This is a genomic window from Brevibacillus ruminantium, from assembly GCF_023746555.1.
GTDB lineage: Bacteria > Bacillota > Bacilli > Brevibacillales > Brevibacillaceae > Brevibacillus > Brevibacillus ruminantium.
The window spans coordinates 938621-964155 of sequence record NZ_CP098755.1; the positions used below are offsets into that span (position 1 = coordinate 938621).

The window sequence follows — 25535 nt, forward strand, 5'->3', positions numbered from 1 at the left end:
GTCGTACCTGAAGCTTGCTTATCATGAAGGTACAATCTCTTAACGGAAGGTTAGAAGGAGGAAGCGATGAGGGGTAATTTTGTTGCTCTGCAACCACTTGAAGATGAAGATTACAAGCTCTTTTCTCAGTGGGTATGTCCATCCAAGGTGAGTGCGCTGGCAAGAGGGGCACAGGATTTTGTGACAGAGGAAGAGATCCGGAAAGACATCGTTCAGGGAAATACACGCTACGCAACTGTCGTCACCCATGAGGGGAAAAAAATCGGATTTGTCTCCTGGCAGCCGTTGAAATATGAGGGCAGCTACATGCTGGGCGGTGTGATTGGAGATCCGAATCTATGGGACATGGGTTATGGTGCAGAGGCCTCCCTGTTACTCATGGATTACCTGTTCCACTCTAAAAATGCGCATAAAATTCAATTTATTAACGGCCTCTACAATTTGCGATCTGTTCGCTTTTTACTCAAGAATAAAGTAACCATCGAAGGAATTTTGCGCGATTACATCTTTTTGGACGGAGAGTACCACGATGCAGTGATCTCTTCGATCCTGCGTCACGAATACTACGAGTACAGTGAACCAGGGGATATGATCCCCAAAAGTGAGAAGCAGCAAATCCGGGAGGAACTGTACGCCTATCTACAGGAGCACTGGAAAGACGAGTGTTTTCCAAATCTGTTGAGACAAGGTGAGAAAATTGGCAGGTAAGCAAAATGTCGTTCTGGTGACGGGTGCTTCCAAAAGTCTCGGCAAAGCCATCGCGAGTCATTTCTCGGAGGCGGGAGACCGGGTCGTCCTGGGATATCGGAGCTCATTGAAGGAAGCCGAGCAGGCCGCACAGGAAATACAGGAGAAGACCGGTAACGAGGCTGTTTCATTTGTAAAGCTGGATGTGATGGATCGGCAACAGGTGCAGGACGCCGTACAGGAAATCATCAAGTCATTTGGGAACATTGATGTTTTGGTAAACAATGCGGGGGTTAGCTATGGGGGCGCATTGATCCCCAGCAATCCCCTCGATAAATGGGAAGAGATTGTCCAGACCAATATCATCGGGACCATCAACTGTATCCACGCGGTTTCTCTGCATATGCTGCTGGAGCAAAAAGGGTCCATTGTCAACATTGCCTCCGTGGCCGGGCTTATTGGGATGGATCGGTTGAGCGCCTATAGTGCCAGTAAAGCGGGGGTCGTGGGTTTAACCCGATCGCTTGGCAAAGAATACGCGCCGTACAACGTGAGAGTCAACGCTGTAGCACCCGGCTATACAGAAGATACGGGCATGGTCGATCGCATTCCCGAAGACCAAATGAACCAATTCAGGAAGCGGATCGCGATGGGCAGACTGGGGCAAGCCAGGGAGATTGCAGAGGCTGTGTCTTTTCTGGCTTCGGATAAGGCCAGTTATATCACGGGACAAACGTTAGTCGTTGATGGAGGGTATATGTAGGGAAGGGAGTGTGACAGGCAATGCAAACGGCTTTGATCTTTCCGCCTTTGGTGAAATTGAAGCAGGGAAGCTTTTATGATCTGTACGAGCGTTTTCCCCGCGTGCAAGCCAAGTTTGAAGAAGCCAGTGAAATTCTGGGATACGATCTCGCCCGGGCCTTCTTTTTTGAGAGCGAGAGCATGACGAATAAAGGTGTCATCGCCCGGCCCAGCATCGTTACGATCAGCACGGCATTATTTGAGATGTTGCAGCAGGAGCTTGGGCAGCCCGCTTATTTTGTGGGCCCCAGTCTGGGACAAGTCTCTGCTATACACTGTGCAGGCGGATTGTCTTTCGAAGACACCCTCCGCATGGTGAAAAACATGTGCGAAATGGAAGAAGAAGAATTTCCGGAGAAACAGTACGGGGTCTATTTCTTTTATAACGTGGATGTCAACATCCTCTCGCGTCTGATCGCGGAATTGACCGAAGAGGGAAGAATTCTGGAGCCTTGTGTGACGGTGAATGCCACCCAAATGATTGTGAACGGCGACCAGGAAAGCCTGGAGCTGCTGAACAAAATGGCCAGTCCCTATGGCGGTCTGGGTGTCACGATTCCGTACGGTCCTCCTGGACATTGCTCTTTGATGAAAAATGTCAGAGCGCGTTTGCAACAGGAGGTGCTGCCGCTTCTTTCCTTCCACTCTCCCCGCGTTCCGCTGCTCAGCAACGTCAATGCCGAGGAAATCAACGACACAGCCGGCTTGGTTACCGAGCTGACCGAGCAGTATATCAACAGTGTGTGCTGGTATAAATGCCTGCAAGAGCTGTCGCGCAAAGGGGTAGAAAAATTGATCGTTCTCGGACCGGGCAACTTCGTTCACAAGTCTTTGCAATTCACGACAGATCTTCCGTTTACCGTTCAGAGACTTCTCGACAGTCATGATGTGGAAGCATATTTGACCACAAAAGAAGGCAAGGAGGCCCATACATGATTGGATTGGTATTGCCTGGTTTGGCTCCTTCAGGCTATGACGAAGTAAAAGATTTTGTAGAAAAAAGTCCGTATGCCCAAAAACGATTTCACCAGGCAAGCGAGGTGATCGGATACTCCCTGGCGGAGGCGTTCCGGGAGGCGAAGGAAGGTCAGCAAGAAGTGATGGAGTGCGCCTTTTTAGCCAATACGATTGCGCTGTTGGATTATTTCTACGAGCACTATGGCGTGCAGCCTGACTATGCCATCGGAGCAAGCTTTGGGGGAATGGCGGTCGCGGTTCAATCAGGTGGGGTCACCTACGAGGAATGCGTCTGGCTGACTCATGAAAGTGCCCGGCATTCCACCACCTTCTTTGAACAGATGGATGGGGAGTACCAGACTCACTTTATTTACAATATGTCTCTGGCCGAGACAGAGGAAGTAATCAGGAGCTTTGAAGCGGCAGGCATGGAGCTTGAGCTGGTGGGGTACCTGGAAAAAGTCGTCTGTTTATGCGCCGAGAAAAAAGTGATCCAGGCTCTAAAGGAAGTCATCAATCAAAAAAGCAAATGCTTTTCGCTACATACGATGAAACAGCCGATCCACAGCCGCAAATTAACCGAGCTCAAGCATCAGCTTCAGGAAAAATACTACAATCAGATTTCCTTTAAACCCCTCCACATCCCGATTATTTCCGACGTCGATGGTCACATTTACACAGATTCCCAAACGCTGAAACAGATGCTTTTGGATGGGTATGACCATCCGGTTCGCTGGGATCTCGTGACGAAATCGATGAAGGCGAAACAACTGGATACCGCATATGTGGTGGGTCCCCGAAATTTATTTGCCCAGCTCTTAAAAGCAGAATATCAAACAATTGGTATATCCCCTGACTCCGTTATGCAGCAGGTGGGTATCTCATGAGGTGTATTTCATGGCTCACATAATCCGTACGGATGAGACCAGCTACGGGAAAGCTGCTTTTCTTGCCGATGTAGGACGCTATACCGCCTTTTTGAAAAGCTGCGAGATTCGCCAAGAGAGCCGGATCATGCTGACGATGGAGAACTCCTATGAATTCCTCATTGCTTTTTTCGCACTCATGAACATGGGCTGTTCGATTGTACTCGTTGATTGCATGACCGATGAACGGGAAGTAAACGAGATTGCTCTCGATTCTAAGAGTCGGCTCTGTATTTCGGATCGTCCCCTTTCGCTGGATGACCAGGTCCGGACGTTCCATGTCGCTGAAGGGATGCAGTACAGGGGGGACCACCCTGCGGAAGAGCTGTCCTTTGCAAGGTGGTCAGACAGGGAAGATGCGCTCATCCTGTATACCTCCGGCTCTACAGGCAAGCCAAAGGGGATTGTGAAATCGGGCCATTCCTTTCTCTTCAATCTGGAAGAGAGCATGGACATCATGCAATACAACAATCAGGATGTCCTGCTGCCGCTCATTCCCTTTACCCACTTTTACGGGCTGTCGATTGTGCTGATCTGGTGGCGGACAGGGTGCGATCTGGTGATCTGTGATTACAAAAAAATCAGACCGATCCTGAAAGCCATCACGGAGAGCGGAGTGACCGTCGTCGATGGCATCCCTTCTACCTACTATATTTTGCTCCAAATGTGCAAAAAGCGGGAACGGGTATGCACCGACCTGAAGCATTCTGCGGTTCGGATGTGGTGTGTCGGCGGGGCGCCGTTATCCCAGGAGCTGGCTGAAGGCTTTTCGGCGGTGTTGGATCAGCCGTTGTTGGATGGGTACGGCTTGTCGGAAGTGGGCAATGTCGCTCTCAATACCAGAGATTATCGCGAAGGATGCGGCAAGCCGCTTCCCAGTGTGAAAATCAAGGTGGTTGATCACCAAGGAGCGGAGCTTCCGGCCGGCCAGTTGGGAGAGATCTACATTCAAAGTCCGGGAATGATGAATGGCTACCTGGATTTACCCGAGAAGACAGCCTCGGTGTTGGCGGAGGGATGGTTCAAAACCAACGATCTGGGATGCTTGAATGAGCAGGGCAACCTGTATGTTCTGGGCCGAAAGGGAAATGAGATTGTTCGCAAGGGGTATGTCATCTATCCCGCGCATATTGAAACAAAGCTGGAAAATGAACTGAAACTGCGGGGGAGGGTGGTCTCTCTTCAGGACGAGAAAAAAGGAGCCTATATGATTTTGTTCGTGGAGACAGAGCTGCCGTTGACCCAACAGATGGAGAGAGCCATCAATGAAACGCTGGGCTCTATTTTAAAGCCTGACAAGATTGTATTTATACCCGCTTTTCCCTACCGGCCAAATGGAAAGGTTGACCTAGTGGCGCTGCAAAATCTGGCAGCTCAATGGAAGAGCAGTAGAGAGGAGGAAGGGACATGCATGGTTCAACCGTAGACCTGGAGCTTTCGATTCCACTACTCCAGCGACGAGAAGCGATTGCCCGCTGCATTTCGTTTATCGAATCAAATCCGGGGACCATCCGAGACATCTTGACCGAAATTTCGACGTACCAGACGGCAGAGCTGGAGATACAAGCATCTTTACAGGCTTTGAAAAATGCGATTCATGAGGTACACCAGTATCAGCCTCCCCTCATTTCGACGATGTCCGTATTTATGCCTTCAAACGTGATTCTCTATTCCTACGTACTGTATCTGTTGATTCCCTCCCTGTATGTCAATCAAATAGAATTTCGCAGTTCCATGTCCGTTCTCCCCCAAGTCAGAAAGCTTCATGAGGTGCTGAAGGAGGTACACCAGCTGCCTTTTGCGTTATTGGAGCTCTCCCACAGAGAATACATCAAATCGTCTGTTTTGCAGGCAGATGTGGTTGTGTTTACCGGAACCTATCAAAACGCAGAAAGCATCAAGCAGCAGTTGTCCAAGCAGCAAATGTTTATCTTCTTTGGACAGGGGATCAATCCGTTTATCGTCTCCGAAACAGCCAATCTGGAAAAAGCCGTTCACGATCTCATCCAGGTCCGTTTATACAACACCGGTCAGGATTGCATGGGCCCGGATGTCATCTATGTGAGCCAGTCACAGCAGGACGCGTTTTTGACGCTGCTGACGGCGAAGCTGGACGGCTTGAGGTTTGGCAGCAATCAGGAAGTAGACGCTGCCTACGGACCGATTCACTATACAGAGACGCTGGAAATGGTTGGCCAGCATCTCAACCAGTACGGTGAGCATATCGTCTACGGGGGAAGAATTGATTTCCGGGACAAAGTGATTCAGCCAACCGTACTTGTCAGTGCTTTGGCTCAGAAATTAAAAATTCTTGAGTTTTTCTCCCCTGTTTTTAACGTGGTTATCTATGAAAAAGAGGAAGACTTGAAGCGGATCGTCACCCAGGAGTATTTTGTGGAACGGGCGCTGGGAGCTACCTTCTACGGTCATCCAGACAGTCCGCTGATTGAGCTTCTCCGCAAAAAACATACCGTTTCCATTAATGAAACCCTGTTTGATATCGAAAACGGCAATGCGCCGTTCGGCGGTTATGGGCCGATGGCCAACTTTGTCTTCTATCAAGGGGAATTAATCATCAAACCAATTTTGATTTCACAAATCTTGAGTGAATACTGGCAAAGAGGTGACCAATGAGCCAAATCAGTGTATATGAGGGTATCGCCAAGGGACTCAAAGCGTTTGGAACCGAAGTGGTGTTCGGGCTTCCCAATGACGAGCTACTCCTGATGCATGCCATTGAGAACCAAGACATCGAATTTATGGTCACGAAAGATCAACGCAATGCGGTGTTCATGGCCACCGGTTATGCCTTGGCTGCGCAAAAGCTGGGTGTTTGTGTGGTAGGTAAAGGGCCGGCCGTTTCCAATACGATCACCGGCTTATTGGAAGCGCACGCGCAGAGCTGCCCGCTGTTGATTCTTTCTTCCGGCACCTCAACAGGTTCCTATGGAAAGAAAAAAGCGTTTCAAGAAGCTGACCAGATGGCGTTGGTTTCTCCGTTGGTGAAATGGAGTCATCGGCTGGAAAGCAAAGAATCGCTGGGATGGGTTTTGCGCAAAGCCGTTTTTCTGGCGACGCAGGGAACACCCGGTCCGGTCTATATCGAAATTCCCGAGAATATCGGCAGTCAGCAGCTCTCTGGGGATTTCCCTGATTTTTCACCTTTGACGATTTCCAAAACGATGCCAGATCCCCTGAGCTTCCGGTTCGCGTGTGAAAAAATCTCGCATGCTGCCAAGCCGATCTTGCTGCTGGGCGGCGGATGCAAATGGATGGAAAGGCGCGGAGTCTTGGAGATGTGGGCGGAACAATTGGGAGCCCTCGTGCTTGTCACCGCCTCAGGGAGAGGCAGCTTTCATGAAGAGCATCCCTTGTACGGCGGGCTGGCGGGATTGTATGTGCATCGGAGAGTCAAAACACTCCTGCAAGAAGCTGACCTGGTGATTACCCTGGGGAGCAAGCTGGAGGAGACCGCTCTTTTTGGGTGGGAGGAACAACTCCAAACCAAGGAGATCATTCAAGTCAACATCAACGAAGAACATTTTCATCTGGACTACCCCAGTCTCTGCCTGATTGGCGATGTGGAGTGCGTGGTCAATGAAATGCTTGCCCATACGAAAAACCGTGCACCACACCTGGAATGGGTCCGCGAGATCGAGCAGTGCAAACAAGCGATGCTTCTGGATAAAGCCGAGTCCAAACACGGGGAGTCCCGTTTGCGGGTGGCTGATCTCCTGAAGGAGCTGCAAGCTTGTCTGCCGGCCAACAGTATCTATGTTCATGAAAATGGCTTGCAAGATATGTGGTCCTATTTCTTTCCGTACCTGGGGCTTGCTCAAGAGCAAAACGCGTATGTTCCCAGCGAACAAACCAGTTTGGGATTTGGCGCGTGCGCGGCCATCGGGGTAGCCAAAGCAAAACCGCTGCAGCCTGTTGTTGCGTTCGTCGGGGATGGCGCCTTCAATCTGTTCCGCAGTGATCTGTCCACCGCATTAGCCTACGAAATGCCGCTCATCTATGTCGTCTTGCAAAATGGCGGCTATGGCTGGCTTGATTTTCAACACGTCAATACAGGCAGGAAGGAGGGCTCGCGATTCTTGCACCCGCATTTTTCATGCACAGAAAGCCGTCATCCGAAATTGACCGTGATCCCTTTGCATAAAAGAGAAGAATGCAAGCAGGTTATCGAGCAAGCCTGGAGGGAATACGAGCGAAAGCAAGTGGTCGTGATCGAAGCGATGGTCTCGGTAGATGATGTACCGGAACCGCTCACGAAACTGCACGGTGATTTTCCTGTTAAGGAGTTGATGTGAATGAAGATCGATACATGTATCAAACCACCTGCCGTCAACCAAAGCGGGCTTGACACTTCCTTCAGCATCCAGGGAACAGGGTTCTATGTCCCTGAACATGTGGTGACCAACGAGATGCTTACCCGCGACTTGGACACAAGTGACGAATGGATTCGGGAAAAGATTGGGGTGAGGGAGCGCAGGTATTTGCCAGATGATTTAGCCACATCGGATATGTGTGTATCGGCCAGTTTGGATGCCATCCGAGATGCAGGCATTTCTTGTGAGGAGATCGATGCGATCGTGCTGGCTACCACTACGCCGGATCACCGGGTGCCATCTACTGCGCTCATCGTGAAGGAGAAGCTGGGGGCGAAAAATGCGATCCCGTTTGATCTCACCCAGGGAGCTTGTGCAGGCGGAATTTTTGCGATCCTGCTAGCTTCCCATCTCTTGCAAAATCAAATGATCAAAAACGTGCTCGTCATCGGGGCGGAAGTCCTGTCGCGCTCGACTGACCCAGCCGATCGTGCAACCAGAGTGTATTTTGGGGATGCGGCCGGGGCGATTTTGCTTCAGAAAACAGGGGAGGATTGCGGGCTGCTCTCCTGGCATCTGGATTCGTCCTTAAATATGGCCGTAACGATTCATGGTGCAGGCACAGCACCGTTGCCAGAGGGAGCAGACCTTGCGTCCAGTCATTATATCAGAATGAACGGGAGAGAGGTCTGGAAGGTGGCCACGCAAAAGATGCCCGACTCCATTCGCAATGTTGTGCAAAAAGCAGGCTTGCAAGTGTCTGATATTGACCATTTTGTCATGCATCAAGCGAATCTGAACATCATTAAGGAAGCCATGCGGTCTTTGGATGTGCCGCTGGAAAAGACAACGGTCACGATACAAGAGTATGCCAATACGGGAGCGGCCTCGCTTTTTTCCGCGCTCCATCATTCCTTGACGGAAAAAGCGGTGAAACAGGGTGATTACCTGGTGATATCCGCTATTGGTGCCGGATTTTTATGGGGATCACTGTGTTTAAAATACAACAAAAACGAGTAAAGGAGACTGACTTATGATCAAAGAGAAAGTAAGAGAAAAATTTTTGGAGGCCTATAAACTGAATGTTTCCCAGGAAGAAGTGAAGGATGATCAAGCGTTGTTTGGACCGGACTCCCCGTTCGGACTGGACTCCATGGATGTGCTGCTGTTCATCAATACGATTAAAAAAGAATTCGATTTGGACATCGGCGCGGTCAATACAGATACCTTTAAAACCATTGACAGTATCGCGGCATTTGTTGAACAGCAAAAGGGTATGCAGCCATCAAAATGACGAGGGAGGAGGGAGACCTCCTCTTCTTTCATGGAAACAGCTTGATGCATGGAAACAGAAAGATCGGACGGGGAGGGGATGGCAAGCCATGCGGAAAAAGGTGGAGGTTTTTTGGGTGCATGCTGATGAAGAGCTGCAGTCCGCCGTGCTAAGCGAGCATATCGACATCCTGGATTCGGAGGAAAGAAAGACGTATGAGCGATATCTGGTCGATTGTAAAAAAGTGGAGTTTTTGATCGGGCGCCTGCTCGTAAAGGGGCTGGTTGGACAGAAACTGGGCTTGTCCCCGAAACAGATCCGGTTTTTTGCAAATGAATACGGGAAATTATTTATCGATTACAGGGCGATGACGGAGACAATCAAACGACCTGTTTTCTTTAATTTATCCCATTCCCAGCAGATGTGGGTCTGTGCATTGTCCGAGATCGAGCAGACGGGTATTGATGTTGAAGCTGCCCATCAGGATTGCGTGTTAGAGGTGATGCCCACTGTGTTCCTGGAGAAGGAAATAGCCGCGGTGGAGGAGCAGGCCGCGCCTGAAGGAAAACGGAAAGTATTTTATCGTCTGTGGACAAGAAAGGAAGCGGTGATGAAGGCGAAGGGGATGGGATTTTCGCTGCCGCCGCTCTCTTTTTCGGTGCCAGCTTTCGGTGATCTCGTAGAGGATACAGGGTTTTCCTTTTATACGTTTTCACCTCTTAAGGGGTATCTGGCTTCGGTCGCTGTAGCCAGAGAGGGATCGGCGCAAATCACGTATGAAGTCAGCCGAATAGAAATGGCTGAGCTCCTGACGGGAACCGTTTCGTATTCAGGTTAAATGGCTGGTGTTCAAATGGTAAGCCAGACCGATCCAGCAAAGAAAAATTAGTGCAAGTTCTAGGAAGGGAAAATATGTAATAGATAGAATATATAGGTAAAAGGAGGTGAAGCATATGAGAAAAGTAGCAGGTCTTCTGGTTGCAGCTGCGCTGGTTTTCACAGTATCCTCTGCTTCGGCAAATCAAGAAGAAACGTGCGCAGGCTGTGTCGGACCGAAACCGCACCCGGATTGCGTATGCATCGGAGGAGGTCCAAACTGGGCATGCCCTTGGTAATTGTGCAAAGAAACTGACACGCTTCCCTGCACGGTGATCGAACTAGTAAATCGTTTGAAAAAAGTCCATAGGCTGGTCAAAAAAAAGATGGCTTCTGAATTTATCAGGAGTCATCTTTTTTTTGACTTTTTTCACCGCGTCCCCTCAGACGTGTGCCTCTCCCGGCACATGTTGCAGCGCTGCATGGCGGCGGTCGGACCACATGCCTATGGGTCACAGTAAATCGTTTAAGGAACAGGAGCGTTTCATTTGACTTTTTTTGCTATAATTGTTTTGCCAAACAGGTTCATTGCGCGTTCCATTGTCATCACTACGTAAAGATGAGATTCGTATTTCATATATAGAAAAGCTTTCGTTCACGATTTGGGCGCAAGAGGCTCGGGAGAGAGGAGGCAGGCTGCATTGAAAATCAAAGTGCTGATTGCGGACGACAATTCATTTATTCGAGAAGGCATGAAAATCATTCTGGCCACCTTCGATGAATTTGAAGTGGTTGGGACGGTTACGGAGGGGGCCGAGGCGGTTGCTTTTTGCATGAGCAACGAAGTGGATGTTGCACTGCTGGATGTACGAATGCCGAACATGAACGGAGTTGAGGCGACCCGCCTGCTGAAGGAACAGACAGCCGTCAAACCGCTGATTTTGACGACGTTCGATGACGACGAGTTCATTCTTGAAGCCATCAAGGCGGGAGCATGTGGATATCTGCTGAAGAACAATGACCCGGAACGCATTCGGGACGCTATCAAGAGTGTCTACCACAATCATCATGTTTTGCAGGATGTCGTCCTGGACAAGATCAAAGGAAATCTTGCCGCAAGCCAGCAAACAGCGAATACGCCGCCAACTCCTCCAGTTAAGTCAGTGCCTGCGTCAGTCTTATCCGACCGGGCCGGCAGCAAAATCGACCGAAGCTTGTTCACAGAACGGGAGCTCGATGTGATGGCACACATCGCCAAGGGATTGTCCAACAAAGAAATTGCCAAGAAGCTTTTCATCTCCGAAGGAACGGTTGCCAATTATATCACTTCTCTTTTGAACAAAACCGGGCTGGAACATCGTACCCAGATCGCGATTTATTATTTAACGGGCGAAGCGAGAATGTCGGACAAATGAGATCATACAACATGGAGTACTGGACGATTTGGAATAAAGCAACCGTGCTTGGCTATATCATTACGGCTTCCTTCTTGGCTCATCTCACATCCGAAATCAGCCCTTGGCTAATCCTTGGCTACCTTCTTTACCTGGCTGTGAATATCACCATTCCCATCTTTAAAAAAACCAAACCAAAGCAGATGCTTGTCGGATTATCCGCTGTGCTTGTCGTCACAAGCGGAATCTGTTTGGAGCCGCTGTTTCTGCTGCTGCTCCCCATTCATGTGTACGAACTTAGCTCCTGGTCCGGAACGAGAACGATATACGCGTTCCTGATTATGCTGATTCTGCTTTTCCTCATCCCTCTCGAACTGATCCCGTTGTACTTGCTGAGTGGCTTGCTCAGTTATTTGCTGTTTGCGGGTGTTCATGAGCTGGGCGACAAGCTCAGGAGGATGGAGGAGGAGCGGGAAAAAATGCGGGCGGATTTGCAACGGCTGACCCGGTCCTTGAGTGAAAACAACGAATACATCCGGCAGTCCGCCTATACGATCAAGCTGGAGGAACGCAACCGCCTCTCCCAGCAAATCCACGATGATGTCGGGCATGCGATGGCGGGCGCACTAATCCAGATGGAAGCATCGCGGCGACTGCTCGCAATCAACCAGGACAAGGCATCCGAGCTGCTGGGTAATGCCATCGCCATCGCCAGGGAGGGACTGGAGCGAATCAGGCTGACGCTCAAGGATGTGAAGCCGAGACCGGAAGAGATGGGAATCAACCGGCTTCGGCTGTTTGTCGATGAGCTGTCGGCAAAGGAGACCGTGACCGCTACGCTTACCTTTGACGGGGATATCGATGTCATTTCGCCGCTCCAGTGGAAAATTATCCAGCAAAATGCGACGGAAGCGGTCACGAATTCACTCAAATATGCCAAAGCAACGGCTATCAACATTGAGGTCCAGGTGCTGAACAAACTCATCAAAGCCGTAGTCTCGGATAACGGGATCGGGGTGGATAAAGTGGTGAAGGGGCTTGGTATTCTGGGCATGGAGGAAAGGGCCGCTTCTGTTGGCGGGACTGTCATCGTCGATGGGAATAAGGGCTTCCGTGTGACAACACTTTTGCCATACGGGAACCTGTGAAAGGTTTCATAAAGAACAAAGTGAAAATTCTCATAGACAGGGGATGAACTTATGCACTGACATAAGGGCATCCCCTTTTTATAGAATACAAACATAACCACTAAGGGAGTGACTCGGATGAGCCATGTATTGGAAATCCGCAACTTGACCAAAAAATTTGGTGATTTCGTTGCTGTCGACAATATGTCGCTGAACGTACGTGAAGGTGAGATATTTGGCTTTTTAGGTGCGAACGGAGCGGGCAAGAGCACCACAATCAACATGATCGCGTCCCTCTTGCGCAGCACCAAGGGCGAGATTATCCTACTGGGAAAAAACATTGCAAAGAATAGCAAATTCGCCAAGATGAACACGGGAATCGTACCGCAGGATATCGCCATCTACGAGGATATGACTGCCTATGAAAACGTGAGCTTCTTCGCGGGCTTGTACGGCCTGAGAGGGGCACTGCTTCGGGAGCGAACCGAAGAAGCACTTGCCTTCGTGGGTCTGGGAGACAAACTCAAGAGCTTCCCCAAGAACTTTTCAGGCGGGATGAAGCGTCGGCTCAACATCGCCTGTGCCATCGCTCATCGCCCAAAGCTGATGATCATGGACGAACCGACGGTCGGGATTGACCCGCAGTCGCGGAACTATATTTTGAACTCTGTGCGCAAGCTGAACGAAATGGGCTGTACGATTATTTATACGAGCCATTACATGGAGGAAGTCGAAGAAATCTGCACGCGCATCGCCATCGTGGACCATGGGAAAATCATCGCGGAAGGTACCAAGGAGCAGTTGGAATCGACGATTACCGACTCGAAGGAAATTTGGATTGGTATCAAAGCGAATGAAGAACTGCCTCTCGAGGGCCTCAAGACGATCCAGGGCGTAACAGCAGTCCGTCAAGAAGAGAACACGATCAAAATCGTGTCCAAAGCTGAGATTAACAATCTCAACCGGATCATCCAGCAATTGATCAAGGATCAGGTGGAAATCCGATCCGTCGAAGAGCAAGCGCCTAATCTGGAGTCGGTGTTCCTGACCTTGACTGGTCGGAATCTGCGAGACTAAAGGAGGGGCGGCATCATGAATATATGGAATATCGCGTGGAAAGAAATCAAGTCCAACCTTCGCAACACTCGATCTTTTCTGTTTATGCTCGCATTGCCCATCGTACTTATGCTCATTCTCGGGTCTGCCCTTTCCCAGGTATTTTCCTCAGATTATTCGGTCGGAGAAATGCGATTGCTGTATACAAGCAATTGGAGCGATCCTCACATCTCGACGTACTGGAACCATTTTACGGAAGCGATTGGCAAAGAAGGAGTCAAAGTTGTGCAAGCAGATGCAGACATGGACGGCAAAGAAGAAGTGCGCACCAACCGCTATACGGCGTATGCAAGGCTTGACGACTCTGGCATAGAGTTCTATGGGAGTAGCAGGAATACGATTGAGAGCAACATTATCCAGGGCATGCTGACCGTATTTGCGGATCGCTACTCGCTCGCAACGGCGGCTATTCAGGTGGAACCGGCAGCGGCTCAGGCAATCGTCGCCAGCGCTGGAGAGGGCGGTGATTTTATCCGGGAAACGGCGCTTCAACCCAATAAAAAACCGGGCTCTTTCGATTATTACGCGATCGTGATGACAACGATGATCGCCTTCTATTCGGTCATTTCGGCAAGCTATCTCTTCAGAGGTGAACGAACCCGCAATACCGCTGTTCGCTTGATGGCGGCTCCGGTTAGCAAGGGGATTATTTTCACCGGAAAACTCATTGGCAGCACGGTCATTAATCTGTTTTTTGTCCTGGTCGTCGTCTTGTTCAGCAAATTCGTTTACCATGCGGATTGGGGCAACCATTACGGAATGGTGGTACTCGTCCTGTTCACCGAAGTGCTGCTCGCCGTGAGCGTAGGCCTTGGCGTTAGCTTTCTGGTCAAGGGGGAAGGGTCACGGGCGGTCGTCATGATTTTCACACAGATCGCATCCTTTCTGGGTGGTGCTTTTTTTCCTGTTGATGGCATGGAGGGCGTGATGCGGATTCTGACCAACTTGTCGCCAATGCGCTGGGTCAATACGGCCTTGATGCAAATCATCTACGCCGATCATACAGCCGCAGCATGGCCTGCTATTGGACTGAATCTTGGCATCGCTTCTGTTTTTCTGATCTTGGCTATCATCTCCATACGCAGAAGGGAGGCGCTTTGAGATGCGTGAAATGATGTGGCTCATACGCAAAACGTTGACGGACACGTTTCGCAAAAAAAGCAGCTGGTTCGTCTACTTTGGTTTGCCGATTGTAGGCATTCTGATTTCCATGTTTCTCTACAGCAACATAAGCTCAGGCACGATACGTGTAGGCATTAGCAACCAGGACGGCAATCAGGCAATTACGATGGACGTGATACGGTTCATGGAAGGGTTGAATCAACTCACAGTTACCGTCACAGATGAACAAAGCCTCCACGACGACATCGCATCCGGAAAGCTGGACAGCGGGATCATTTTTGAGCCAGGGTTTGCTGCCAGTGTGCGGGAGGGCAAGCCGGATCACCTGAACATCGTCTCGGTGAAAGGAAGGCAAGTAACTGCCTACATCAAAGCCATGCTCCAAAGCTATATCGGCAATATCGCAGCCATCGGCAAGGAATCACGCGGGGATGAAGCGGCGTTCTCCCGGATCTATGCGGCATACAGCGAGCAAGATTTTAAGCTGAAGGCGGTAACGCTGCAAGACAAGTCAAGCACGAAGGCGATGACGTATCAATCGATTGGCTTTCTCGCTATGTTCATGATGTTTTCTGCGGTCAATATGACGGAGATCATTCTCAAAGAAAAAGAAAACCGAACCTTTCTGCGCCTGCTCTCATCGCCGATATCGGCCAGGACATATGTGTTCTCGAACGTCATTGTGAACTTCATGATCATGCTGCTGCAAATTGTGGTTACGCTGATTATGATGAAAAACGTCTTCCATATAGATTCGGGCATCACCTACGGTCAATTGATTCTCTCTCTTCTGCTGTTTGCGCTGGCGGCTATCGGTCTTTCGCTCTTGATCGTTGCCTTTGCGAACAGTACGGCGGGTGCCGGCGCTATGCAAAATCTGATTATCACGCCGAGTTGCCTGCTTGCTGGCTGCTTTTTCCCGATGGACATTATGCCGGACACCGTACGCAAAATCTCGAACTTTTTGCCGCAGCATTGGCTGCTGGACATGATCAATAAGCTTCAGCAGGGCCATAGCCTGGGGAGCTTGTATGTGAATATGGCGATTCTGATTGCGTTCGCCGCTGTCTTTTCCTTGATCGCCATTTACCGGTTTAGTCGCAATAATGACGTCAGACAGTTTGTCTAAGGGAATGGTTTAGGAGTTTCCGGTCTTACGGGGTTGTGGGGAGTCATAGGAATGGGGGAAAAGGAGTATCCAGCTCGATTGTTGAATGATCTACTTGACGAAAAAATCTCGAATCAAGCGACATCATGGGCAGCAGGCAACAGCATTCGATTCGAAACAACAACAAACGAGAGTGAGGAAGACGAATGATTTCCATCGCAGACCTGAAACCGCAAGAAGCCCGTCAATGCATAAGAGAAGGACGCTGGCAAAAACCGACGGCAGGAATGGCTAATGGATATACCCAGGCCAATCTGGCGATTTTGCCCCGGTCCCATGCGTTTGACTTCCTTTTGTTCTGCCAGCGCAATCCAAAACCCTGTCCGGTTCTGGACGTAACGGAACCCGGGTCTGTCGTACCGTCGCTTGTGGCTCCTGATGCCAATTTGCTCACGGATATCCCGAAATACCGCGTGTACCGACACGGGGAAATGACGGAGGAAGTCACCAGCATTGAGCATCTGTGGAGAGAGGATATGGTTGCTTTTTTGCTGGGCTGCAGCTTTACGTTTGAGAAGGCGTTGCTGGAAAACGGCATACCTGTCCGGCACATCGAAGAGGATTGCAATGTACCTATGTATGTCACCAATATTGCCTGCAAACCGGCAGGCCAGTTTTCCGGCCCCATGGTGGTAAGCATGCGCCCCGTTCCCCAGGAACAAGTGGTGCGAGCTGTTCAGGTGACCTCCCGTTTTCCGGCCGTACACGGCGCACCAGTGCATATCGGGGACCCGCGAGCAATCGGGATTCAAGCGATCGATCGGCCTGATTTTGGTGATCCGGTACCGATTCGAGACGGCGAGGTTCCGGTCTTTTGGGCTTGTGGTGTAACTCCGCAAGCTGTCGCCATGCAATCGAAGCCAGACATCATGATTACGCATGCCCCGGGACATATGTTTATTACCAATGTGCGCGACGAACAATTTGGGGTTCTCTGAGTTTGCCCAGTGCCCGACCGCCGCGCATCAGCCAGTCAGCTTACCGGTGACATAGCGTCAGGCGAAGTATTGACTCGGGTCATGTGAAAGCAAGATTGCCATCTGAGGAAGAAGCATATCCGATACCCAACACCGCTCGCGATTACTCTCCCAACAGTCCAGAGACTTTCGCGCAACATACAGCCTTTTTTGGCTACCAGTCTCTCTAACGAACGGCCCAAACCAATATTTGGAATTTATTTGGGCAACGAATGCAACAAAGTCTCGTTTTTCCAATCTATCATGCACCTGGAACCGTGTACTATGTTGCACTCGATGGCGATGACAGCAATCCTGGGACGCTTGATTCACCGTGGCGGACGATCCAGAAGGCGGCCGTTCCGCTGCGTGAACTCGACCTTCAGAGTGGCGATACCATCACCCTGGGTGTGCTGAAGGATGACAACAGTGAGACCCAGCTGCCATCCAGCTTTTTCGGAGCTTACCGTAGAAGTGATGCTGCAGGATGACAACACTGCGTTTGTGCAAACCATCAGCGATCAATTATACAGGTGATTACGCCCAGTAGAATCGATCCATTTTCATAGGAAAAGCAGCTGCGGCACCGCTGATGGCTGCTTTTTTCTATGCGACCGCCCCATTTTCATCCAAGGATTTTACAACTCGATTACATCACCGTGCTATGCTAAACAAGAGAGGTGATGTTGATGGCAACCATCTTGATTGTCGAGGATGAAATTCCGATTAACGAGCTACTCAAAAGAAATCTGCAATCAGTGGGACATACATGTATTTGCGTGTTTGATGGCAGGGCAGCCATCCATGAGCTGGAACAGCGCGAAGTAGATTTGGTCTTGCTGGACATCATGCTTCCAGAGCTGGACGGCTATGAAGTCTTTCGGCAAATCCGGGGGACTCCGACGATTTTCCTGACGGCCAAAAGCAGTTTGCCGGATAAGGTGAAGGGGCTCACTCTCGGCGCCGACGATTATCTGGCCAAACCCTTTGAGATGCTGGAGCTGCTGGCGCGAGTGGATGCGGTGCTCAGGCGTACCAAGAAGGAGTGCAGGCGGTTTGAGCTGGATGGGGTAACCATCGATTTTGAGAGCAGACAAGTATTCCTCGATGGATCACCGGTTGAATGTACGCCCAAAGAATTCGCATTGCTCGAGGTGCTGGTCAATAATCGCAATATTGCCCTGTCCCGGGACAAGCTGCTGGAGCTTGCGTGGGGCTTTGATTATGTAGGGGATACACGGACGGTGGACGTTCATATTCAAAAGCTGAGAAAAAAGCTGGATATGGAGTCCAGAATCAAAACGGTTTACAAGATGGGGTATCGTTTAGAGGTGTAGAGATGAAACTTTTACAACTTGATAATCGGTTGATGACGATTCGATAATCCTTCCTTTTTATACTCCTTATTGTGATCACAACCAAACGATGAAGGAGAGAATGCAGATGAAAGCAAACAGACTGGAAAGAGGAAGCTTGAAAAAAACCTTGGCAGTGGGAGCTGTGATTATTGGAGCAAGCACCTTACTGTTCCAAGGGTTGATCCAGGCAGTGACAGCAGCGGAATTCAAAAAAACGGATACGATCCCGACAAGCTATGCCAATTTTACAGCGGCGTCCTCCCAAGCGGCACAGAACAGCTTGCCGGCAGGGTACAAAAAAGCGAATTACACTGTGGGAACGATTGATCTGGAATACTATCGCAACCAAACGCCAACCAGCAAGGATATGACCAAAGAAGCGGCGGCGGAAATCGGAGCGCAGGCTCTGTGGCAAGTATTTGACCTGAACTTGGAGGGGCAGGTGATACAGATGGGCTACGGACAGGCAACCGAAAGTCTTCCCCGTTCAACCTGGTCGGGTGATGTGTATATCGGCGGCAAGCTCGCCTATACGTTCTTTCTGGACTCTGTAACAGGAGAGCTGTTTGGTTTAGCGCGAAGCAGAACGTTGGATAAACAGGTTTCACTCGCCTTTGATCCAGTCCTTGCGAAAAACCCGCAGGAATACGTGGAACTGGCAAGGAAACTGGCGGAGAAAAACAACGTGGTCCACAGCCCGATCAAGACGGTTGAATACAATAGCCAAGGGTACAGTAACAATGATCCGGATATCACCATGTATGTAACGGGCGAAAATGGGGAGCTGGCTACCATGAGCTTCTCCCGCTATGATAAGGCATTGCTCGGTATCGGCTACAGTACGCCAACCAAGCACGCGCTGGAATTCAGTGAAAAGCAAATGCAGCGCTTGCAGGAAAAAGTCAAAGAGCTGGAGAAATCTGCTCCACCTGCAGAAAACGAAACACCCTTTTTACGATCTATTGAACTGGATTGAGTCTGCAAGCCGCCACGAATGCTGGCGGCTTTCACCATTAATCGAAAACGATAATGTGATAAAGAGGTGAATCATTGTGGCAGCCGTGCAAATGGAAAAGCTGCAAAAACGATCCGGAACACTGAATGCGAGAAACAGCGCGGACAAAGAGGGATACCGCTTGGGGAAAAGTCAATGAAATACCGTACCTTTATGACAACCCTTGCCCTTTTTCTCTTCTCCTTTCATCTTGGTATCGTCATTATTTCAGTTACAACCTTCAAAGATACCGTTCGACGAGCAGAAGAGAGGAGCTTGAGCGAACATTATTTTATCACCTCAGCGCTTATCAAGGATTTTCAAGCGGTGGAAAGCCGGGGAACGGAGATTGACGGCTCTTTGGGCTCGCTGCTCCAGCCATACAGCTATCTGTCGGGAGATAAAAAAGTGAAGCTGGCGCTGTACAAGGGCAATCAGCTCGTCTATTCCAGCGGGCAGGAGCTCACAGGGCCGAGCAATATAGGGGAGCCGCCAGAGAACGGCAATCGTCTGGTATCGATTCAAAAAGCAGAGGGGCGCACCTATGTCATGGTGTCGGGAAAGCTTCCAGAGCCCTATGAGGTTTATACCTTGGTCTACCTTTTTGATACGAGCGAAGCCATCACTGCCTGGGAACAGATGAAAAACATGCTCTTCGTTGCGGGACTGCTTCTCTCCTGTCTGTTTGCTTGCGGCCTTTTGATCTTGTTGAATCGGATCTTCCAGCCGCTCGCGCAGATTTCTCAAACCTCCCGCAATATCGCAGCAGGTGCCTATGAGACCAGACTTCCGGTATCCGGTCATGATGAGCTTTCGGAAATGGCACAGAGCTTCAATCATATGGCGGAAGAAATTCAAAGTCAGATACACCAGCTGGCAAAAGCGGCAGAACAGAAGCAGCAATTTGTCGATAATCTGGCCCACGAACTCCGGACTCCTCTGACCGCGATATACGGATATGCGGAATATATCCAGAAAGTCGCCCGTACTGAGGAGGACAAACTGTTTGCAACAAACTACATCATGTCAGAAAGTCGCAGGCTTCAGAATATCGCGTATCGTTTGCTGGATTTAGCAACGCTTCGTGAAAATAAGCTGGAGCAAAGTCGCGTCCGAATGGAAGAGCTCGTTGGCGGAGTTGAGCGAGCGATGTCGATAAAGGCTGCTGAACGGAATGTCCAGATTCGCTATGAGTGCCGCTTCGATACGTTGTTTTGCGACCCTGATCTGATGCATATCCTGCTCGTCAACTTGATTGACAATGCACTGAAAGCATGTCATCCCGGTGGACTCATCCAGCTTGTCGCTGATCTGGAGAATGGTCATCAGGTGATCGCGGTCCAGGATAATGGAAAGGGGATGACGGAGGAACATCTCGCCCATATTACCGAGGCATTTTATCGGGTAGATCCTTCCCGCAGTCGAGCGGGCGGCGGAGCGGGCTTGGGTTTGAGCCTTTGCCAGCAAATCGCGGACAATCACGGGGCAAAGCTGAGCTTTTCATCTGAGCCGGGTAAAGGTACTACCGCCAAAATAACGTTTGCCATCCGTTCCTGATCTGTCACGCTGTTTTAGGAATCCCAAGGCAAAAACGATCCCCAGACGAAATATGGGGATCGTTTTTGCCTTGGGAAACACCCTGTTCAGAAATCATTCAGCGTGAAGATTTAAAATAGGATGTCTTACTCATTAGGATTTTGATGGTAGATAGAAAGGGTGTATATTTAACTATGACAAATACTCCCGCCAGTTGAGTTTCAGAGGCGGCAGGACGGGGGATGGTTTTTCTTCAGGTATTTCACCTGATGAGTCAGATTGAACATTGGAAAGCCGGGTGAATGGAATTGCATCATCAGATACATGGAACCTATGACAATTTGCTGGTTATCCTGTCTTACTTAATCGCTGTCACTGCTTCTTATTCCGCTTTGAACCTGGCGGGAAGAGTAAATATGAGCAAAGGAAGACACAGGCTGCTTTGGCTGATCTTTGGAGCTGCCTCCATGGGGCTGGGCATCTGGTCCATGCATTTCGTCGGAATGCTGGCGCTCACTTTGCCCATAAAGGTTTATTACAATATCGAGCTGGTTGTCGTATCCGTACTCCTGGCGGTTCTGGTGTCAGGGATTGCTCTGCTGACGGTAACGAGAAATGAACTGGGATTCAAAGAGCTGATCTCTGCCGGTATCCTTATGGCAGCCGGAATATCGGGCATGCACTATACAGGAATGGCAGCAATGATTATCGGGATTACCTATGATCCATACATCGTCGCATTGTCCATCGTCATTGCGGCAACTGCCTCACTCGCAGCCCTGTGGCTTCTGTTTTATTTTCGCAAAGATCAATCTCGCTTTGCCTATCTGTACAAACTGGGGAGCGCGCTTATTATGGGAGCCGCGATTGCGGGTATGCATTATACAGGAATGTATGCCGCACAGTTTCATACTGATGGGTTCATCCCGGGCAGTACAGATATGAATATTGAGACGGAAACCCTGGCTTATATCATCGTGGTTGCCACCTTTCTGCTCCTCGGTGTCACCTTGTTTGGCGTATTTATCAACAAGCGCTTTTCTCAAAAGGATTCCGTGATTCAGGAGAATGAAAGCTGGTATCTCTCTTTGTATCAAAATATTGAATACGGCATTATTTCGATTAATACGGAAGGTACGATCATGAACATGAATCCTGCCGTCGCGATGATTGGGGGATTTCGGACAGAAGAATACATCAACCGGCACATTTCCGAAATCGGACGAATGATTGCAGAGGAAGAGCAGGAAAAAACGAACCAAAACAATTTTGAGACGGCCATAATACGACCGGACGGCAAACGTGTCGAACTGAGTGTTATCAAAGTGCCTGTGGAAATTCAAGATGAAGTGGTTGGTAGTCATATCATCATAAAGGATATAACGGAAGAGAATAAAGTGAAAGAGAAAATCAAACATCAGGCGTATCATGATGATTTGACAGGCTTGCCGAATCGAAGAAAATTTAACGAGATTCTCACCCAAGCCATTGAGCAGTATGAGCAGGACAAGACTTCCTACTTTGCCGTCATGATGTTGGATATCGATCGCTTTAAAATGATAAACGACTCTCTCGGACACACATACGGCGATATTTTTTTGCAAGGCGTAAGCGATCGAATCACGAAGAGTGCAGAAGGGTACAAAGCGACAGTTGCCCGCCTGGGCGGAGATGAATTTACCATTATCTGCGAGACGGATGCGGATGGAACAGAGGCTCAGAGTTTGGCTGAACAGATTATCAGCGCGCTGAAGGTTCCTTTCCATTTGAAAGATAGCGAGTTTTACATCTCGGCAAGTATCGGTACAGCCTTGTTCCCCGTGCATGGAAAGGATTCAGTTGAACTGCTGAAAAAAGCAGATGCAGCTATGTATGAAGTGAAAAAGCAAGGCAAAAACGGCCATCAATTTTACACGCCGGAGCTTGAAGACCAACTGATCACAAACATTGAACTGGAAACGGATTTGCGGAAAGCGATCGAACGCAACGAACTGGTCGTCTACTATCAACCTCAATTTCATGCGGAAAATAACCGGATGATTGGCGTAGAAGCACTGGTGAGATGGAACCATCCGACAAAAGGGATGCTGTCACCGGGCTTGTTTATTCCCATCGCGGAAGAGACGGGCATGATTTTTGAGATTGGGACATGGGTTTTACGTGAAGCGTGCAGACAAATGAAGCTGTGGCATGAGCACGGAGGTCCATTGATTCCGGTTTCGGTAAACTTGTCTTCTCAGCAATTTCATCAGTCGAACCTGGTAGCGTACATCAAAAATATTCTGGAGGAAACCGGACTGGAACCCAAATATTTGGAGTTGGAAATCACGGAGAGCATGATGATGGACCCTGCCGTCTCGATCAGTATCCTGCAGGAGCTGAACAAAATCGGGATTCGGATCAGCCTGGATGACTTTGGCACGGGATACAGCTCCCTTAGCTATTTGAAAAAGTTCCCGATCCACAAATTGAAGATTGACCGATCCTTTATCACCGATATTTCCATAAGCAATAGCGATAAAGCGATTGTGGCTACCATTATCTCCATGGCCCAGAATCTAAAATTGGATGTGATTGCGGAGGGCATCGAAACAAAGGATCAGCTTGACGTTCTTACGAAAAATGACTGCAAGGAAATTCAAGGCTACTATTTCAGCAAGCCATTGTCAGCGGAGGAAGTGGAAAAGTCATTTTTCGAGCCATCCAGAATAAAGGGCTTGTAAACGGAAGTTCCAAATTTTAAAACGTATGGAAAACAATTGAAAATGAAGGTAAAATGAGGAGAATCTCATTCTGGCTGCAACAGTAGTGCTAGCGATATTCGTCGTATTGCGAATGTTCATTCCAATCATAGTGTGAAGGGGGCATAACGATTGTTGATTTCTGTTGTCCGGCCAGTAGGGGAGAAGTAACGTTTGGATCGTAGAGGGGAGAGGGCCTTGAAAGCAATTATTGTGGATGATGAGCGGCTTGCTTTAAAGAAAATGGAGAATCTGCTGCGCGAACAAGTGGACTTGGACGGCCGTATCGAGTTGATCGGTACATACAATAATGCGCACGCAGCCTTGGAAGCAGCCAGACGGGAAGAGGTGGACCTGGCTTTTTTGGATATCGAGATGCCGGAGATTAACGGCTTTGAATTAGCCGAGCAACTGCTGAAGATTCACCCCTGTCTTTCGATTATCTTTGTAACCGCTTATCAGGAATATGCAGTCAAAGCATTTGAAATGAACGCGCTTGATTATTTGATGAAGCCTGTCCATCACAGCAGGTTGACCGTGACCCTGCAGCGATTTATGGCCTCCAAAGAAAAAACAGCAAGAAGCACCGAGGAAGCCAAAAAAGCGATGCTCTGCTGCATGCAAAGATTACATTATCAGGATACGCAGGGAAGGACACAGTCGTTCCCGTGGAAAACACTGAAGGCACCGGAGCTCTTTGCTTATCTCGTGTTTCATCGGGATAAAACGGTGAGTAAACAGATTCTGATCGATTTGCTGTGGCCCGACTATGACACCGAGAGAGCGACCACTCAGCTGCATACGGCCATCTACCAGATTCGGAAGATCATCAAGACGGCTGGGCTCGAATTGTCGATCAAGTATATGGATGAAGGGTATCGCTTGGTCTGGGGAGAGGAAAAGCTGGATGTGGACGAGTGGGAAAACGGTGTGCGCCAGGCTCCACCTGTTATGCCTGAGACACTGGATCAGCATCTGGCGATCATGGCATTATACACCGGCAACTACCTGGAAGAGCATCGATACATCTGGGCGGACTACGAGCAGGAACGGATGCGCTTGATCTGGCTGCAGCATGTCAAGCAAATCGCGGAGTGCTTCAAAACGCTTGGACGACATACCGAGGCCATCATGCTGTATCAAAAGATCAGGGAAACTTGCCCCGATCTGGAGGATGGGTATTTTGAGCTGATGAAAATGTATGCGGCGATGAATCATCAGGGTGAGGTCAGGAAACAATTTCAACTCATTTCAAACAGGTTGAAAGAGGAGTTTGACGTTTCGCCCAGCAAAGAATTGATCGATTGGTATGAGCAGTGGAAACCGGGGATGAAAGAGTAAGGGAATCGGGGGAGGGGAGCGAACAAACGATGAAGACGAAACTCGTATCCACTCTGCTTATTCTTACCGGGATTGTGATTCTGTTTTTCCCGAAGCTGTCGGAGCTGTACTATGACTATCAGCAACAAAAGCTGGTCAGGGAATGGCAGAGCACCATGGAAAACATTCATAACGGGGATGAACCCGCACAAGCCATACAGGCAGCCACGAATACATCCGGTGACGTTCACGATGGTGACGTGCAACAGGAGGGAGCAAAAGAGTCCCAGGAGACAGAACTAGATTTCAGCAGTTATCCCGGCATGGAAGGCATCCTGATGATCGAAAAAATCAATTTGAAACTGCCGATTCTGCATGGCGCCACCGATAAAAATATGAAAACGACCGTCGCCAGTATCGCCAATACCGGGAAGGCCGGAGAGATCGGTAACTATGCGATAGCCGGACATCGCAACTACACGTATGGACGAAACTTTAACCGGCTGGATGAATTGGAGCAAAGCGATACGATCATCGTAGATAGCGGAGAAGGCCAGTTTGAATATACGGTCACAGAGAAGCTGTATGTAAAGCCGGAAGAAGTCTGGGTGTTGGAGGCAAATAACGTCGATCGAGAAATCACGCTGATCACCTGCCATCCCATGGAAAACCCGACGCATCGGCTGATTATCAAAGGCAAAGTCATTGATGGTCAGAAAAATGTCGAATAAGAGAGAGAAAAGAGATTCACATTTTGGACGAGCTGTATTACACTGGAAGTAGAAAATAAAAAAATACATCGGATAACTTTCAACCGATAAAGGCAAATCTAATGAAAATTAGAGACGCAAAGCTATAGGGCCTTCCTTAATTTGATTAAGATGGCAGCCAGTTACCGAAAGGAGAGTTTTT

The 25535-nt window shown here is 49.3% G+C and carries 23 protein-coding genes and 1 riboswitch; all 23 genes read left to right on the plus strand.

The annotated features are described in order from the left end of the window. Positions 1–66 precede the first annotated feature (66 nt). The 23 genes from NDK47_RS04625 (at position 67) to NDK47_RS04735 (ending at position 25354) form a co-directional block, all read left to right on the plus strand. Positions 67–708 (plus strand): GNAT family N-acetyltransferase, encoded by a 642-nt coding sequence (locus tag NDK47_RS04625; RefSeq protein ID WP_251873698.1) that lies wholly within the window; start codon positions 67–69, stop codon positions 706–708. Then, positions 689–1450: an SDR family NAD(P)-dependent oxidoreductase gene (locus NDK47_RS04630; protein ID WP_251873699.1), complete on the plus strand. Its 762-nt coding sequence runs from the start codon at positions 689–691 to the stop codon at positions 1448–1450. Before NDK47_RS04625 ends, NDK47_RS04630 begins: the two co-directional genes overlap by 20 nt. 20 nt (positions 1451–1470) lie before the next feature. After that, entirely contained in the window at positions 1471–2424 is a 954-nt protein-coding gene (locus NDK47_RS04635) for an ACP S-malonyltransferase (protein ID WP_251873700.1), read from the plus strand. Continuing rightward, entirely contained in the window at positions 2421–3332 is a 912-nt protein-coding gene (locus NDK47_RS04640) for a hypothetical protein (RefSeq protein ID WP_251873701.1), read from the plus strand. The genes NDK47_RS04635 and NDK47_RS04640 overlap by 4 nt, the downstream gene beginning before the upstream one ends. A gap of 10 nt (positions 3333–3342) precedes the next feature. Continuing rightward, positions 3343–4797 (plus strand): class I adenylate-forming enzyme family protein, encoded by a 1455-nt coding sequence (locus NDK47_RS04645; RefSeq protein WP_251873702.1) that lies wholly within the window; start codon positions 3343–3345, stop codon positions 4795–4797. Then, positions 4779–6005, plus strand: a complete 1227-nt coding sequence (locus tag NDK47_RS04650) for an aldehyde dehydrogenase family protein (RefSeq protein ID WP_251873703.1) — start codon at positions 4779–4781, stop codon at positions 6003–6005. Before NDK47_RS04645 ends, NDK47_RS04650 begins: the two co-directional genes overlap by 19 nt. Then, positions 6002–7684 carry a thiamine pyrophosphate-binding protein gene (locus NDK47_RS04655; protein WP_251873704.1) on the plus strand — a complete coding sequence of 561 codons (1683 nt, stop codon included), beginning with the start codon at positions 6002–6004 and terminating at the stop codon, positions 7682–7684. Before NDK47_RS04650 ends, NDK47_RS04655 begins: the two co-directional genes overlap by 4 nt. Then, positions 7685–8722, plus strand: a complete 1038-nt coding sequence (locus tag NDK47_RS04660) for a 3-oxoacyl-ACP synthase III family protein (RefSeq protein WP_251873705.1) — start codon at positions 7685–7687, stop codon at positions 8720–8722. A 13-nt stretch (positions 8723–8735) separates the two neighbouring features. Next, entirely contained in the window at positions 8736–8996 is a 261-nt protein-coding gene (locus NDK47_RS04665; RefSeq protein ID WP_251873706.1) for an acyl carrier protein, read from the plus strand. An 88-nt stretch (positions 8997–9084) separates the two neighbouring features. Beyond that, a complete protein-coding gene (locus NDK47_RS04670) occupies positions 9085–9813 on the plus strand; it encodes a 4'-phosphopantetheinyl transferase family protein (protein WP_251873707.1) in 729 nt (242 codons plus the stop codon). A gap of 730 nt (positions 9814–10543) precedes the next feature. Next, a complete protein-coding gene (locus tag NDK47_RS04675; protein ID WP_251875985.1) occupies positions 10544–11206 on the plus strand; it encodes a response regulator transcription factor in 663 nt (220 codons plus the stop codon). An 11-nt stretch (positions 11207–11217) separates the two neighbouring features. Beyond that, positions 11218–12333, plus strand: a complete 1116-nt coding sequence (locus NDK47_RS04680) for a sensor histidine kinase (protein WP_251873708.1) — start codon at positions 11218–11220, stop codon at positions 12331–12333. 117 nt (positions 12334–12450) lie between these two features. Further along, a complete protein-coding gene (locus NDK47_RS04685) occupies positions 12451–13389 on the plus strand; it encodes an ABC transporter ATP-binding protein (protein WP_251873709.1) in 939 nt (312 codons plus the stop codon). A 15-nt stretch (positions 13390–13404) separates the two neighbouring features. Then, complete coding sequence (locus tag NDK47_RS04690) at positions 13405–14529, plus strand: ABC transporter permease (RefSeq protein WP_251873710.1); 1125 nt, start codon at positions 13405–13407, stop codon at positions 14527–14529. A gap of 1 nt (position 14530) precedes the next feature. Then, positions 14531–15679, plus strand: a complete 1149-nt coding sequence (locus NDK47_RS04695; protein WP_251873711.1) for an ABC transporter permease — start codon at positions 14531–14533, stop codon at positions 15677–15679. A gap of 185 nt (positions 15680–15864) precedes the next feature. Next, a complete protein-coding gene (locus tag NDK47_RS04700; RefSeq protein WP_251873712.1) occupies positions 15865–16656 on the plus strand; it encodes a putative hydro-lyase in 792 nt (263 codons plus the stop codon). Positions 16657–16907: 251 nt separating this feature from the next. After that, on the plus strand, positions 16908–17165 hold the full coding sequence (locus tag NDK47_RS04705; RefSeq protein ID WP_251873713.1) for a hypothetical protein: 258 nt from the start codon (positions 16908–16910) through the stop codon (positions 17163–17165). A 198-nt stretch (positions 17166–17363) separates the two neighbouring features. Then, complete coding sequence (locus NDK47_RS04710; RefSeq protein ID WP_251873714.1) at positions 17364–18011, plus strand: response regulator transcription factor; 648 nt, start codon at positions 17364–17366, stop codon at positions 18009–18011. Between the two features lie 106 nt (positions 18012–18117). After that, positions 18118–19008 carry a ribonuclease P Rpr2/Rpp21/SNM1 subunit family protein gene (locus NDK47_RS04715; protein WP_251873715.1) on the plus strand — a complete coding sequence of 297 codons (891 nt, stop codon included), beginning with the start codon at positions 18118–18120 and terminating at the stop codon, positions 19006–19008. Between the two features lie 174 nt (positions 19009–19182). After that, positions 19183–20583: a sensor histidine kinase gene (locus NDK47_RS04720; RefSeq protein WP_251873716.1), complete on the plus strand. Its 1401-nt coding sequence runs from the start codon at positions 19183–19185 to the stop codon at positions 20581–20583. Positions 20584–20870: 287 nt separating this feature from the next. Continuing rightward, positions 20871–23285, plus strand: coding sequence for an EAL domain-containing protein (locus NDK47_RS04725; protein WP_251875987.1), 2415 nt, complete (start codon positions 20871–20873; stop codon positions 23283–23285). A gap of 216 nt (positions 23286–23501) precedes the next feature. Next, positions 23502–24644: a response regulator gene (locus NDK47_RS04730; protein ID WP_251873717.1), complete on the plus strand. Its 1143-nt coding sequence runs from the start codon at positions 23502–23504 to the stop codon at positions 24642–24644. A 29-nt stretch (positions 24645–24673) separates the two neighbouring features. After that, positions 24674–25354 (plus strand): class D sortase, encoded by a 681-nt coding sequence (locus tag NDK47_RS04735; protein WP_251873718.1) that lies wholly within the window; start codon positions 24674–24676, stop codon positions 25352–25354. Positions 25355–25435: 81 nt separating this feature from the next. Next, positions 25436–25523, plus strand: a riboswitch (cyclic di-GMP riboswitch). Positions 25524–25535 lie beyond the last annotated feature (12 nt).